Origin of the sequence: Micromonospora sp. DT44, from assembly GCF_049841635.1 — a bacterium.
Lineage (GTDB): Bacteria > Actinomycetota > Actinomycetes > Mycobacteriales > Micromonosporaceae > Micromonospora.
In genome coordinates this window covers 104,873-117,612 of sequence record NZ_JBNCKS010000016.1, presented here as the reverse complement: position 1 = coordinate 117,612, position 12,740 = coordinate 104,873, and the positions used below count along the sequence as shown (strand labels likewise).

The window sequence follows — 12,740 nt, the reverse complement described above, 5'->3', positions numbered from 1 at the left end:
CTCTATACCGGAGCTCCGCTGCCTCGTCTCCACGACACGCTTGACGGCCTACCGAAACGCCTAACTGAACGGCGTTGGGTCTATGGTGGCGTGGCATCCGGGCGGATGGTGCTGCTCGGCGACGCCGGGGCCGGCAAGACGAGCGCTGCGCTGCAACTCGTGCTCAGGGCGCTGAACCACCGGCGTTCGCTCGATCCGGACGACCGGGCCCGTACGCCCGTGCCGGTGATGCTGGGGCTTCACGACTGGAATCCTGGCCAGCTGGATTTTCTTTCCTGGGCCACGTCCCAGGTGGTGGACGCCTATCCCTTTCTGCGATCAGCGGATCTCGGGCCGGGCGTCGTCCGCGAGATGCTGGCCGCTGGCCGCGTCTCCTTCGTCCTCGACAGCCTCGATGCGGTGCCGCCGCGGTTGCGCCCAGCCGTCCTGCAGAAGCTGAACGCCCTGACAGCACAGCGCTTGGTGCTACTCAGCCGCGGTGACGAGATGGGCGACGCGGCTGCCCGCCGAGGCCTGTTGACCGGAGCGGCAACCCTTGAGCTCATGCCTGCCACGGCGGCACAGGCCGCCGAATATCTGGCGAGCTTCCCCGGCACGCCCACCACCACCTGGCAACGCCTGCTGAAACTCCTGCGCGGTGAGTCTCGCGACGGCTTCATCAAGGCACTGCAGAACCCCCTGATGCTCAGCCTGGTTGCCGACCTGTACGGACACGAGGACCGGCTCGGCGAGCTGCTCAATTCACGCCGTCGACGTAGCCGCAAGGCGGCCGAGGAGTACCTCCTCGATACCATCCTGCTCAACGCGTACGGCCAGGATCCTGACACCGACGGCCCGCTGCCGCCTTACACGGTCGACCAGGCACGCCGTTGGCTCGGCCGGCTCGCCTGTCGGCTCGACGTGACCGACGGTCGCGACGTCGCCTGGTGGCGCTTTTCGCGTGGCTTACCCGCCTTCATTCAGTTCGTCATGACATTCGTCGTCTCGGGACTGATCGGCGTCATCGTCTCGGGGCTGTTCCTCGTGACCGGAGCTGGAGCCAACACCCCCATCGCGTCGGGCATCGTCTTCGGGCTCCTCATTGGCATGCCCGCTGGGCTACTCCTGCATCAGGGCGGCTACCTGATGTTCGGTAGTACCTCCGGCGAGCCTCGCATGTGGGCCTTCAACCGGTTGCGATCGCTGGTCGCCCCAAGTGCCGTCCTGGGGTGGGTGACGCTGGCCGGTGGGGAGTTCGCGCTCATACGGCTGCGGCTCACCTACTTTCCCGAGCCCGGCGTCGAGGCGCCCAGTCCCATCCACACGCTGGTGGTCAGCGTGGCCCTATCCCTGGCACTGATGATCGTCTACGCCGGCACCCGACCTGCCGGCACCGATCGAAGCACCACAGATCCATGGACCTGTTGGAAGCGTGATCTCGGCTGCGGCCTGCTGATCGGTGCGGTGCTCGGGCTGGGCGGACTCCTTGCCATCTCCGCCGGCGTGCCCTCGGCTCGTGGGATCGCCTTCAATCTGGCTTTCGGCTTGGGATTTGGTGTCACGGCGTCTCGGGTATGGCAGGCGCTCCTCGTCTTCGTCTGGCTGCGCGTCCAGGGCGACGGTCCGCTGCGGATGATGCACTTCCTCGAAGACGCCCGGAAAAGGCATGTCCTGCGCACCGTCGGCCCGCGATACCAGTTTCGGCACGCACGTCTGCAGGACCGCCTCGCCATGCAAGCCAGCCGCGAGTAGCCGATCAGCAGCCCCGGCGCGGGGGGTCGGCGGACTGCCCGGGCCGCCCGCCGGGAGGCTGCCGATGGGGGCTGGCAGCCGCGCCGCCGAGCACCGTCATCAAGATCCGCGCAACTTCGGGGATGCTGCTGCTTCCGCCGCGGCTGAGGCGACAACATCACTGAATTAGTGAGGATCTTGGGCGCTGGGCGCTGGGCGCTGGGCGCAGCATGGGCGACGCTGCCCATACCGACTTCAACTCTGGCCCTGCCCGGCAGCCAACGCTTGGGCCCGACGCTGACCGCGCGGCAGCCGCCCGTGCCGCCGAGAGGTCGCTGTTGGGCGTCCGCTTGCCCCCGGATCTCGGCGCCTGAACACTTTCCCGCCGGATCGGCAATGTCAGGGTGAAGCGCGGACTGTGCCGAGGAGGACCATGGCTTCGGATGCCGATTTGATAGGCCGGTCGCTGGACGGCGATGTCGACGCCTTCGTCGAGGTGGTCGAGCGTCATGAGGCCGCCGTCGGTTCGTACCTCGTTCGCCGGGCGGGGCGGGATGCCGCTGAGGACCTCCTGGGCGAGGTTTGGGTCGCGGCGTTCGAGTCGCGGCGATCGTACGACCGGTCGTACGACGATGCGCGGCCGTGGCTGTACGGGGTGGCTTTGAACCGCTTGCGGCGCTACTGGCGGTCCCGGCCGGCCGAGGACCTGGTCGCGGACGTGCCGGACGTGGCTACTGGATGGGATCCGTGGTCGGCGGTGGACCTCGGGATGGACGCCCGGGCGGTGCTCCGGTCCGCCCTGACGCGGCTCAAACCAGAAGAGCGGGAGGTCCTGAGGCTCGTCGCCTGGGAGGACCTGACGGCAGCCGACGCCGCGCGGGCACTCGGCATACCGGCCGGCACGGCGCGGCGGCTGCTGAGCCAGGCCAGGACGGCATTGCGCGACGCGCCGGGAGTGTCCGCGCTTCTGAAGGACCGCAACAGCGCGAAGGAGAGACACCGATGACCGACGAGCTCGATCTGGTCGGTGCGTTGGGCAGCGCAGAACCACTACGCCCGGAGGCGTATCAGCGGGCGCGGGCGGTGCTGCGGGCGGCCATGGCCGACCCCGGAGCCGTGCGGCTCGGCGCGATATCAGCGGAGGACACGACTGTGGAGGCACCTTCAACCATGCAAACGACGACAACCACGCGGGACCACGCGTCCAGCCCGGCGCTTCAGCGCCGCCGTCGGATCGGTCTCGCGGGCCGATTGGGTATCGGCGCCGGGGTGGGGGTTGCCGCCGCGGCGGCGGTCGTCGCTGTGGTGCTCAACTCGTCGGCGACCGGGGGCACGGAGGCCAGCAAGGATTCGCCGGCCGCCACCACGGGCTCGACCACCGTCGACAAGTCCGCTGAGCGCGCGCCATTGATGACCCTGGCCGGTTCCATCAAGACGGTCACCCCGCCGGCCGGCGACGCGTGGCTGGTGAAGGCGACACAGGTCAACGGCGCCAAGACCATGCAGGTCGTCTACACGCTGTACACCGACGGTCACGAGATCTATACGGGCAACAGCGTGCGGGACATCAAGCGTGCGATCGCCCGTCATCAGGACCAGATGACGGACGGCGGCTACGCACCGCTGCTCAAGGCAGCCGTCGCCGCGGCGGACAGCAGCCCGGCCGACGGCCGGACCCAGATGCTCAAGGCAGCCGAGGATCCGCTGGTGGGCCTCGACCCCGCGGCGCAGAAGGCGGCGTGGGACAAGCAGCAGGCCCGCGCCCAGGTGATCGTCAAGCAGAAGGGCGGCAACTACAAGCCGAAGCCGTACAGCCCGCAGGCCGTTGAGCGGCACTTCGACAACGCCCTGTGGACGTACAGCACCCAGGCGCTGTCCGCCGGCGACGGCAACACGCAGGTCCGGGCCGGTGTGCTGCGTCTGCTGTCCACCATCCCCGCGGTCAGCGTCGAGAACTCGACCACCCACGGCAAGGCCACGTTGACGATCACCGCCGGCCCCGAGGTGTTCGGCGGCGAGGGCAGCGAGGTGCTGACCATCGACGCCACGACCGGCATGCTGGTCAAGGACGTATCCACCGTGCCGGGTCTACCCCGGGCCTCCACGACGTACGAATCCTCCCGGGTGACGAAGGCCGGCCTGTAGGCCGGGAACTCGCACCCACCAGCATTCCGGCAGACGGGCGTGACGCGTCCAGCGTTCGGTAACGGTGCGGGTCGCCTTCAGGCGGCCCGCACCATCGTTCCGTTGTCGGCACCCGAGTTGGCCACGGCCAGATCTGGATTGCCGTCCTTGTTGTAGTCGGCAACAGCGACCTGACAGGGGCCGAACCCGCGCCCATCGCGAGGTTCGTCGCGGCCCCGAACGAGCCGCCGACGTATGCCACAAAAGACACCAGAGCGCAGTCGGGGCAGCGCGGCGCAGGCGGACCAGCTTTCCCGCCAAACGCGAATATCTGGGTGACCGGGCGGACGAGGACCTGGCGGGGTCAGGCGGGCTGGGCGCGGGCGTAGACGTCGCCCGAGTTGGCTTCGTGGGGGAGCGCCCGCAGGTACGCCGCCACCTCGTGCGCGGGAAGCCAGCCGTTGAGTGCGAACGTCATCTCGTCGCCGAGCGCGACGGTGAACCTGGTGAAGCCCCGGCGGGTGAGCCGGTCCAAGCAGTGCGCGGCCAGGTCCCGTTCGATGGTGGTGAACTCGAAGGAGAGCGCCGGCAGGGGGCGTTTCAGCCCGGCCAGCACGGCGTCCTCGAATCCCTCCACGTCGATCTTGACGAAGTGGGGTACGCCGTGCGCCGCGACCAGGGCGTCGAGTGTGGTGCCGGCCACCTCGATCTCGACGTCCCAGATCTCGTCTTCCCAGCCGGCGGCCCCCTGTGCATATCCCTAATACTTGTAGGCAAATCGGCCGTGAGGTTGACGCTGACGCAACGTTTCGCCTGGTCGTGCGCGCGCTGGCGCTCGGAGACGAGGTTCTCGACTGCCAGAAGGGGGCAGGTGCCGCGCCCTGCCGGCCCTCTGGGCGCTCTGGCTGATCTGGGTCGCAACCGCCTGGAGCGCCAGCCGCAACCAGAGGTGCCGTTTCCGGCTAGCCGGCGGATTCGGTCGACTGGCGCTCGGCGGTGATCCGGAGAAGTCCTTCGACGCCGCGGAGGAAGGTCTCGGACACCAACGCGGGGTCGAAGAGGCATCCGGCTGCCATGGCACCGTCGCGGAGCATGACGAAGTGACGCGCGGCGGACTCTGCCGTCTCCTCCTGGACCTGCGCCATCAGCGTGGTGAGCGTGTCCAGGAACCATTGCCGGTGGGCGATGATCTCCTGACGTACGGGATGTTCCGTGTTCGGATACTCCGCCGCTGCGTTCAGAAACGCGCATCCCCGGAACCCCGGGGACTGGATGCTCTCTGCGATGAAGTTGGCGATGGCCAGGAGTGGGGCGACCGGCCGTGCGTTGGCCGTGATGACCGTGTCGACCGCGCCGCGATCCATCTCATGGATCTCACGCAGGTAGGCGAGGATGAGATCGTCCTTGCTGGGGAAGTGCCGGTAGAAGGTGGCCCGGGTCACCTTCGCCTCGGCGATGATCCGATCTACGCCGACGGAATGGATGCCCTCCGAGTAGAAGATCCTGGTTGCCGTGGCAAGGAGCCGTTGGCGCGCCTCGGAGGGCCGGGCACCGGGTGCGGTGGGCGTCATCTCGTCATCGTACCGGATAGAACGTTCGGTCTAATGGTTTCGGGCGCCCTCCGGCGCGACGGCGCGCTGGTCGATCGCCATGGGTGGCGAGCGCCAGGGCAGTGGATAGAACGTTCGGTCTTGACGATGCGGGTTGAGCATGTCATGCTCGACAAGACAGAACGATCGGTCTCCCAAGCCCCTCCGCTGAAAGGGTCACCCGTGACCACCATTGCTGCATCGCCCGGTATCTCCCAGACGGCCTCCGCCCTGCGGCGGCTGTACTTCGTCCGGTTCGCGTTCGCCATCGTGTGGGCGCTCGTGACGATCGCCACCGCCAAGGAGATCGGTCCGCTCGCGGTGACGCTGTTCGTGCTCTACCCGCTCTTCGACGTGGGCGCCGCCATCTACGACCTCCGTTCGTCGCGGACCACCGGCTCGCCGACCCTGCTGTATGTGAACATCGCGGTAAGCCTGATCGCGGCCGTGGGCCTGGGTGTCGCGGGCGCGTCCGGCATCCCCGCCATGCTGCGGGTGTGGGGTGCCTGGGCGATCGTCGCCGGTCTGGTCCAGTTGATCGTCGGCGTCACCCGTCGGAAGATGGGCGGCCAGTGGCCGATGATCATCAGCGGCGGCATCTCGATCCTGGCTGGTGGGTCCTTCATCGCCGGCGCTGCCGCGGACAACCCGTCGCTGACCAACGCTGCCGGCTACGCCATTCCCGGTGCCATCTTCTTCCTCATCGCGGCCATCCGTCTCGGCCGTACCGCGAAGGGCAACTGACATGACCACCATCGAGTACGACGTCATTGTGATCGGTGCCGGTCCGGTCGGGGAGAACGTGGCCGATCGGGTCGTGCGGGGCGGGCTGACCGCCGCGATCGTCGAGCGGGAGTTGGTCGGCGGTGAATGCTCGTACTGGGCCTGCATGCCGACCAAGGCGTTGCTGCGCAGCGCGTCCGCGTTGCGCGCGGCTCGCCAACTGCCGGGTGCGCGGGAGGCGGTGACGGGAGACCTGGACGCGGCCGCGGTGCTGGGCCGGCGGGACTCCTTCGCGTCGCATTGGCAGGACGACGGTCAGGTTTCCTGGCTGGCGTCGGCGGGCATCGCGCTGCACCGCGGCCAGGGGCGCATCAGCTCCGCCCGCGTCGTCGAGGTGACCGGCGTCGACGGTGCCACGACGACGCTGACCGCGCGGCACGCCGTGGTCGTCGCGACCGGCAGCAGCGCCCTGTTGCCGGACATCCCGGGGCTGCGCGAGGCGACGCCGTGGTCCAGCCGCGAGGCAGCTTCGGCCAGCTCGGTTCCCGGTCGGCTCGCCATCATCGGTGGTGGCGTCGTGGCCGCCGAGATGGCGACCGCGTTCGCCGCCCTGGGGTCTGCGGTGACGATGCTGGCCCGCGACGGCCTGTTGCCGTCGGCGGAGCCGTTCGCCAGCGAACTGGTCACCGAGTCGTTGCGCGAGGCCGGCGTGTCCGTACGCCTCGGCGCGGAGGCCGTCGCCGTCAACCGCGACGACAGCGGAGCCGTCCACATCACGACCGCCTCCGGCGAGCGGATCGAAGCTGACGAGGTGCTGGTGGCGGTCGGTCGTACGCCGAACACTCAGGACATCGGCCTCGACCGGGTCGGGCTGGCGCCGGGCGCCTGGCTGGCGGTCGACGACACCCTGCGTGTCGTCGGCGGCGGTGAGTGGCTCTATGCGGCGGGCGATGTGAACCGGCGGGTGCTGCTGACCCATCAGGGCAAGTACCAGGCGCGGGCGGTGGGCGACGTGATCGTGGCCCGGGCGAAGGGCGAGAAGGTCGACGACGGCCGGTGGGGCCGGCACGTGGCGACGGCTGACGAGCGGGCGGTGCCGCAGGTGGTCTTCACCGACCCGGAGATCGCGTCGGTGGGTCTTACCGCAGCTGCGGCCGAGGCAGCTGGGCTACGGATCCGGGTCGTGGACTACGACCTGGGGGCCGTCGCCGGAGCTTCCCTGCACGCCGATGGCTACCGGGGACACGCCCGCATGGTCGTCGACGAGGACCGGAAGGTGATCGTCGGCTTCACTCTCGCCGGTCCGGACGTCGCGGAACTGATTCACGCCGCGACCATCGCCATCGTCGGCGAGGTCCCGTTGGACCGGCTGTGGCACGCGGTTCCGGCCTACCCGACCGTCAGTGAGGTGTGGCTGCGGCTGTTGGAGACCTACGGCCGCTGAATTCAGATCTGCGGCGTTAGTTATGTCCGAAATAGAACAAACTGAGGAGAGTCCCGTGCCTACCAAGATCACAATCATCATCGACAACCCGGCGAGCCCCGACGACTTCGAGCGGGCCTACGCGGACGTGAAGGCTGCCGCAGCGAAGTTCCCGAAGCTGCGGCGACTCGAGTCCGCGAAGGTGTGGCCGAAGGAGGATGGCACCGCTACCCCCGCGTACCGGACGCTCGACCTTTACTTCGACAGCTACGAAGACGCCTCCGCGGCGGTCGCGACAACCGTTGCCGCTGATGTCTTCGGCACCCTCGTGGGGACGCAGGTCCCGTTCAAGGGGCTGTTCTCGGACATCGAACAGGCCTGAGGATCAGAGCTCACCGGGCGTAGGCGGAAAGACGCCTACGCCCGGTTTCTGCTTCGGGCTGCGGAATTTCAGGGTTGAAGCGTGCGCAGCATCAGTGCGAGATAGCGCTGGGAAGCCGTCGCGGCGTCGGGCCCACCGGCCAGGACGACGCCGTGGTGGGCGGCGATCAGCAGCCGGAAATCGGCGACGGTCAGGTCGGCGCGGACGGTTCCCATCGCCTGTGCCTGCTGCAGCAGCCGGGCGATGACCCGTTCGGTCTCCTGCCGCTCGTGGTCGAGCCCGCGTCCGGTGACCACCGCCTCGACGTAGGCCCTGGTGAAGCCTCTGTCCTGTAACTGGTAGGCGCAGAGCGTGCGAATCAGTTCCCGCAGCGCACGCGCCGGGTCCGGATCGCTGAGGGCTTCGGCGTGCATGGCTGCGCAATCGTTCCACTGATCGCCGTAAGCGTCGGTGACGAGGCTGTCCCGGGTGGGGAAGCGCCGATAGACGGTGGCGACGGACACACCGGCGCTGCGGGCGATCCGAGCCACCGTGACGTCCTCGCCCTTCTCGGCGAATGCGCGCCGTGCCGCGGCCAGGATTCGGCGTCGCTTCTCCTCGGCGTCCCAGCGCATCAAACGAGCGTACGCGCGGACGATTCTCCGGATGAGGAAGTGCGACAACCGTACGCCGCGACACCTCAGTCCGTTGCCGGGCGCACGACGAGGGTCGGACCGTGGGACCTGCTTCGATACGCGACACGAAGGGGAGATCATGGAAACGATGGACGGCGCGACAAGCCTCGTCACCGGCGCGAGCCGGGGCATCGGCGGCGCGATTGCCAAGCGGCTCGCCGCCGCTGGGTCGCTGGTGGTGCTGCACTACGGCACGAGCGAGTCAGCCGCGCAGGAGACCGTCGCGCAGATCACCGAGGCGGGTGGCGCCGCGTTCGCGGTGGGCGCGCAGCTCGGCGTGGCGGGTGACGCCGATCGGCTCTGGGCTGGCGTGGAGGCCGGGCTGGCCGAACGCGGCGCGCCGCGCGGCATCGACGTTCTGGTGAACAACGCGGCGATCGGCGGGGCCACGCCGACGCTGGCCACCGCACGGCCGAATGACTTCGACGAGTTGTTCGCGATCAACGTGAAAGCGCCGTTCTTCGTGGTCCAGCGTGGCCTGGACCTGCTTCGCGACGGTGGCCGGATCGTCAATGTCTCGTCCGTCGCCACCCGCGTCGCGATACCCGGCACTCTTGCGTATGCCATGACGAAGGGCGCGATCAACACGTTCAGCGTCACGCTGGCACAGGAACTGGGCCCTCGGGGTATCACGGTGAACGCGGTGATGCCCGGGACCACCGCCACCGAGAACAACGTGGCCTGGTTCGACGCCCAACCGGCGCTCCGCGAGGTCGTCACCGGGCTCTCGGCCCTCCGTCGGGTCGGCGAGCCGGCGGATGTCGCGGACGTGGTCGCCTTCCTTGCCTCCCCAGCGGGGCGATGGGTGACCGGCCAGGTGATCGACGCCTCCGGTGGGACGTATCTCGGTCTCTCCGTCGACCAGGGGCCGCCGGAGTAGAGGCGACCGGGTTGTGTTTCGGTCCCTGCGGCCCTCAGCGGGCCCGTATCCCGTTCAGCACAATGTCGAGGTAGTGGCGGCCGGCGGCGGCTTGCTGTTGCGCGTCGGTGGCTGGATGCATCTTTGCCGAGAAAGCGACTCCACACATCAGTGGCGTCATGTCGGCGAGCGTGATGCCGGGCGCCAGCAGCCCTGCGGCCCTGACCCGTACGAACAGTGTGTTGAACAGCGAGGACAACTGATCGAGCAGGTCCGCGGTGCCCGGCAGGCTGGCCGGGGGCGTGGACAGGACCGAGGACAGGGCGGCGTCGAGTAGTTGCGCGTCCACGACCCTGACCAGGAGATCACGGAAAGCCGTCCAGGGGTCATCCTGCTGCGCGGCCCGTTCGGCGGCCTGGATCAGCGTCTCAAGTCCGTCCACCGACACCGCCTCGATCAGTGCCTGAGGCGTCGGGAAGTGCCGGTACACCGTGGCGACACCGACGCCGGCCGCGCGGGCCACCTCGTTCAGCTGAATCGGGGTGCCGTCCGCGACCAGCTTCCGGCCAACTTCGATGATCCGCTGGCGGTTGCGTACTGCGTCCTTACGGGGCGGCGAGGCAGTCACTCCTCCAGCATAAGCGGATAACAGCTCCGCTTGCCCCCACCTGGAGCCGTGGCCCCCAACGGGCGGCTCAGACCGGTGAAACGGATGACCCATCCGGTTCGTGCTACCGTTGGCAAACGGATGGTCCATCCGTTTCATCACTCGCTCGGCTCTGGAGAGAACATGCAGATCCTCATCACCGGCGGCACCGGCTACCTGGGCTCGGTGCTCGTCGAACACTTCGTCGCGGCCGGCCACGACGTAGTGGCGCTGACCCGGTCCCCGGAATCGGCAGCCAAGGCGGCCGAGGCGGGTGCGTCTCCTCTGCTCGGCACCCTGACCGACACCGCGCTCCTTGAGCAGGCTTCCGCGGAAGCCGATGCGGTGGTGCACACCGCAGTGGACTATTTCGGTGGCCAGGACGCGATCAGGGCAGAGGCCGCTGCCGTGGAGGCGCTGACCCGTGGGGCGGGCAAGGCCGGCACTGGCAAGCCGTTCCTCTACACCAGCACGAACCTGGTCTACGGGCTCGACCCCAACCATTCCCGCGACGAAGACGCGGAACTGCCGGAGCCGGGCCCGCAGCCCTTCAAGCTCGTCGGCGAGCGACTGGTGCGCGAGGCGGCGGGCCTGAACAGCATCATCATTCGCGCGGGTCTGGTCTACGGCCGGGGCGGATCCCTGCTGTTGACCAGTCTGATCGACGCCGCCACCCGCTCGGGCGCGGCCACCTACATCGACGCCGGCAACAACGAGTGGACCCCGGTGCATGTGGACGATCTCGCCCGCCTGTACCTGACTGCCCTGGAGCGCCCGGTAGCGGGCACCTACAACGCGGCCGGACCGCGACAGTTCACCTTCCGCGAACTCGCCGAGGCGATCGCGGACCTGACCGGAGCCACCGCGACCTCGATCACCGCCGAACAGGCGGAGAGCGCCATGGGGCCGATGGCCGCGTTGCTCCGATCCTCGGCGCGAATCACCTCCGACAAAGCACGCAACACGTTCGGCTGGAGCACCAGCGGTCCCGCCCTGCCGGAGGACGCGCGCTCTGGCTCCTACCAGGTCGCGAACACCTGAGCCCAAGCCTGGACAGCCGAGCCGTTGTCGGTGTGCTGCGCGTGGCAGGCGAGGCGAGGCCTCAGCGAGCGAATTTCTCGATGGCGGCCGGGGTGACCGGAGTGAACAAGTTGACGAGGTTGCCGTCGGGGTCACGGAACAGCAGCGACCGGTTGCCCCAGGGCAGTGTGGTGGGCTCGTTGACGAAGTCTTCGACGACGCTGGTCAGGTTCTGGTGCACGCTGTCCACGTCGTCGACGAGGAACTCGATGATCAGGCTGCGGTTGTCCGCCGGTTGAGCGGACCCAGGCGCGAACAGTGAGACGGTGCGAGTGCTGCCGATCGCGAGAGTGCCGGAGGTGGTTCGCAGCTCAGCGAAGTCCTCGGTGGCCCAGTCCGCCTGCACTCCCGTGACCCGTTCGTAGAAGTTGACGAGGCGTGCGACATCACCAGTGATGATCCGGACTGAGACGAGGTTCATGTGATCTCCAAGCTTGGGTGGAGCCAGGTGGCATGGCCACGCTAGAACCAATACCGGACAGAATCGGTCCAGTATTCGCGGTAAATTCGGCAGGTGGTTCGACCTACCGCTCAGGTCCTTACCCTGTTGGAACTCCTGCAGTCAGGCGGCATCCGGACGGTGGCCGAACTCGCCCACCGTCTGGGCGTCGACGGGCGCACCGTGCGGCGGTACGTCGGTCACCTGATTGACCTCGACGTGCCGGTCGAGTCGGTACGCGGTCGTCACGGCGGGTACCGACTCGGTCCGGGGTACCGCATGCCGCCGCTCATGCTCAGCGACGACGAAGCTCTCGCCGTGCTGCTCGGCCTGGTCGCCGGTCCCCGAACAGGGTTGGCGACGACGTCCGACACGGCGGTTGAGACGGCAGCGGCCAAGATCCGCCGTGTACTGCCCGAGCGCCTCGCCCGCCGACTCGGCACCGTGCTCGACGCCCTCGCCTTCACGGCTCCGCCCGGCGAATCCCACGCCCCGCAGACGGGGGTTTTACTCGCTGTCGCCGATGCGGTGCGCCATCACCAGCCGTTGTCGATCAGATACACCACCGCCGACGGCCGGCGCAGTGCACGGACGCTGCACCCGTACGGGCTCGTCGCCCATTCGGGCCGGTGGTACGTCACAGGTGCGGACCCTGAGATCGCTGAGGACCGGACGTTGCGGCTTGATCGGATCACTGACGCGAGGACCCTTCCTGGCTCCTTCGAGCCACCGGTCGGACTCGATCCGGCGCAGCGCGTTCTTTCGGCGCTCGCCAAGGCGCCGTACCGGTATGAGGTCACCCTGCTGATCCAGGCGACGGTGGAGCAGCTCCGTACCCGGCTTCCCGCCAGCATCGCGATCGTGGAGGAGTTGTCGTCGCCGGCAGACGCCGATCTCAACAGTGAGGGTTGGCTGCGCGTTGAACTGCGGGCGGAGCGGCTCGACTGGCTGCCCCCGGTGCTCGCGTCGCTCGACCGGCCGTTCGTCATCGAGCGGCCGGACGAACTCCGCGGGCTCGTCACCGCGCTCGCCGACCGGCTCACGGCCAGCGCCCGCAGAGTCCGTCCGGTACCTGACCGCGACTCGTGAAG

General features: G+C 68.5%; 14 protein-coding genes and 2 pseudogenes. 10 read left to right on the top strand and 6 right to left on the bottom strand.

All coding sequences use genetic code 11. The features are described from left to right. The 3 genes from ACLQ25_RS12200 to ACLQ25_RS12190 all read left to right on the top strand — a co-directional run. Nucleotides 1-1,731 (top strand): NACHT domain-containing protein (locus tag ACLQ25_RS12200; RefSeq protein WP_425730992.1); only part of this gene is annotated, 1,731 nt, incomplete at its 5' end. 412 nt (nucleotides 1,732-2,143) lie between these two features. Next, nucleotides 2,144-2,716: an RNA polymerase sigma factor gene (locus ACLQ25_RS12195; RefSeq protein WP_425730991.1), complete on the top strand. Its 573-nt coding sequence runs from the start codon at nucleotides 2,144-2,146 to the stop codon at nucleotides 2,714-2,716. Beyond that, nucleotides 2,713-3,855: a hypothetical protein gene (locus ACLQ25_RS12190; protein WP_425730990.1), complete on the top strand. Its 1,143-nt coding sequence runs from the start codon at nucleotides 2,713-2,715 to the stop codon at nucleotides 3,853-3,855. The genes ACLQ25_RS12195 and ACLQ25_RS12190 overlap by 4 nt, the downstream gene beginning before the upstream one ends. 77 nt (nucleotides 3,856-3,932) lie before the next feature. Here ACLQ25_RS12190 and ACLQ25_RS12185 read toward each other — a convergent pair whose 3' ends face one another. The 3 genes and pseudogenes from ACLQ25_RS12185 to ACLQ25_RS12175 form a co-directional block, all read right to left on the bottom strand. Beyond that, nucleotides 3,933-4,091 (bottom strand): FG-GAP repeat protein, encoded by a 159-nt coding sequence (locus tag ACLQ25_RS12185; RefSeq protein ID WP_425730996.1) that lies wholly within the window; start codon nucleotides 4,089-4,091, stop codon nucleotides 3,933-3,935. A 107-nt stretch (nucleotides 4,092-4,198) separates the two neighbouring features. Then, nucleotides 4,199-4,588, bottom strand: a pseudogene (locus tag ACLQ25_RS12180) (FkbM family methyltransferase); the annotation flags it as partial. Nucleotides 4,589-4,796: 208 nt separating this feature from the next. Next, on the bottom strand, nucleotides 4,797-5,405 hold the full coding sequence (locus ACLQ25_RS12175; protein ID WP_425730989.1) for a TetR/AcrR family transcriptional regulator: 609 nt from the start codon (nucleotides 5,403-5,405) through the stop codon (nucleotides 4,797-4,799). A 201-nt stretch (nucleotides 5,406-5,606) separates the two neighbouring features. Here ACLQ25_RS12175 and ACLQ25_RS12170 point away from each other — a divergent pair, with 201 nt between their 5' ends. The 3 genes from ACLQ25_RS12170 to ACLQ25_RS12160 are packed head-to-tail and all read left to right on the top strand — an operon-like array spanning nucleotide 5,607 to nucleotide 7,951. Next, nucleotides 5,607-6,167 carry a hypothetical protein gene (locus tag ACLQ25_RS12170; RefSeq protein ID WP_425730988.1) on the top strand — a complete coding sequence of 187 codons (561 nt, stop codon included), beginning with the start codon at nucleotides 5,607-5,609 and terminating at the stop codon, nucleotides 6,165-6,167. 1 nt (nucleotide 6,168) lies between these two features. Continuing rightward, nucleotides 6,169-7,590, top strand: a complete 1,422-nt coding sequence (locus ACLQ25_RS12165; protein WP_425730987.1) for a dihydrolipoyl dehydrogenase family protein — start codon at nucleotides 6,169-6,171, stop codon at nucleotides 7,588-7,590. A 55-nt stretch (nucleotides 7,591-7,645) separates the two neighbouring features. Continuing rightward, nucleotides 7,646-7,951 (top strand): hypothetical protein, encoded by a 306-nt coding sequence (locus ACLQ25_RS12160; RefSeq protein WP_425730986.1) that lies wholly within the window; start codon nucleotides 7,646-7,648, stop codon nucleotides 7,949-7,951. 68 nt (nucleotides 7,952-8,019) lie between these two features. Here ACLQ25_RS12160 and ACLQ25_RS12155 read toward each other — a convergent pair whose 3' ends face one another. Next, on the bottom strand, nucleotides 8,020-8,565 hold the full coding sequence (locus tag ACLQ25_RS12155; RefSeq protein ID WP_425730985.1) for a TetR/AcrR family transcriptional regulator: 546 nt from the start codon (nucleotides 8,563-8,565) through the stop codon (nucleotides 8,020-8,022). 139 nt (nucleotides 8,566-8,704) lie between these two features. Here ACLQ25_RS12155 and ACLQ25_RS12150 point away from each other — a divergent pair, with 139 nt between their 5' ends. Further along, a complete protein-coding gene (locus ACLQ25_RS12150; protein ID WP_425730984.1) occupies nucleotides 8,705-9,505 on the top strand; it encodes an SDR family NAD(P)-dependent oxidoreductase in 801 nt (266 codons plus the stop codon). Between the two features lie 34 nt (nucleotides 9,506-9,539). On the opposite strand, the gene ACLQ25_RS12145 is transcribed toward ACLQ25_RS12150, so the two are convergent. After that, nucleotides 9,540-10,112 (bottom strand): TetR/AcrR family transcriptional regulator, encoded by a 573-nt coding sequence (locus ACLQ25_RS12145; protein ID WP_425730983.1) that lies wholly within the window; start codon nucleotides 10,110-10,112, stop codon nucleotides 9,540-9,542. A 162-nt stretch (nucleotides 10,113-10,274) separates the two neighbouring features. On the opposite strand from ACLQ25_RS12145, the gene ACLQ25_RS12140 reads away from it, so the two are divergent. Then, nucleotides 10,275-11,171: an NAD-dependent epimerase/dehydratase family protein gene (locus ACLQ25_RS12140; RefSeq protein WP_425730982.1), complete on the top strand. Its 897-nt coding sequence runs from the start codon at nucleotides 10,275-10,277 to the stop codon at nucleotides 11,169-11,171. A gap of 61 nt (nucleotides 11,172-11,232) precedes the next feature. Here ACLQ25_RS12140 and ACLQ25_RS12135 read toward each other — a convergent pair whose 3' ends face one another. Next, on the bottom strand, nucleotides 11,233-11,631 hold the full coding sequence (locus ACLQ25_RS12135; protein ID WP_425730981.1) for a VOC family protein: 399 nt from the start codon (nucleotides 11,629-11,631) through the stop codon (nucleotides 11,233-11,235). Between the two features lie 93 nt (nucleotides 11,632-11,724). Between ACLQ25_RS12135 and ACLQ25_RS12130 the strand changes: the two are divergent. Further along, nucleotides 11,725-11,850: pseudogene (locus ACLQ25_RS12130) on the top strand (helix-turn-helix transcriptional regulator); the annotation flags it as partial. Between the two features lie 117 nt (nucleotides 11,851-11,967). After that, nucleotides 11,968-12,738, top strand: coding sequence for a helix-turn-helix transcriptional regulator (locus ACLQ25_RS12125; protein WP_425730995.1), 771 nt, complete (start codon nucleotides 11,968-11,970; stop codon nucleotides 12,736-12,738). Nucleotides 12,739-12,740: the final 2 nt, after the last annotated feature.

Coding starts and splice junctions, on each gene's coding strand:
- ACLQ25_RS12155 (WP_425730985.1), bottom strand. CDS start 8,565: ATGCGCTGGGACGCCGAGGAGAAGCGACGCCGAATCCTGGCCGCGGCA.
- ACLQ25_RS12150 (WP_425730984.1), top strand. CDS start 8,705: ATGGAAACGATGGACGGCGCGACAAGCCTCGTCACCGGCGCGAGCCGG.
- ACLQ25_RS12140 (WP_425730982.1), top strand. CDS start 10,275: ATGCAGATCCTCATCACCGGCGGCACCGGCTACCTGGGCTCGGTGCTC.
- ACLQ25_RS12190 (WP_425730990.1), top strand. CDS start 2,713: ATGACCGACGAGCTCGATCTGGTCGGTGCGTTGGGCAGCGCAGAACCA.
- ACLQ25_RS12175 (WP_425730989.1), bottom strand. CDS start 5,405: ATGACGCCCACCGCACCCGGTGCCCGGCCCTCCGAGGCGCGCCAACGG.
- ACLQ25_RS12195 (WP_425730991.1), top strand. CDS start 2,144: ATGGCTTCGGATGCCGATTTGATAGGCCGGTCGCTGGACGGCGATGTC.
- ACLQ25_RS12135 (WP_425730981.1), bottom strand. CDS start 11,631: ATGAACCTCGTCTCAGTCCGGATCATCACTGGTGATGTCGCACGCCTC.
- ACLQ25_RS12165 (WP_425730987.1), top strand. CDS start 6,169: ATGACCACCATCGAGTACGACGTCATTGTGATCGGTGCCGGTCCGGTC.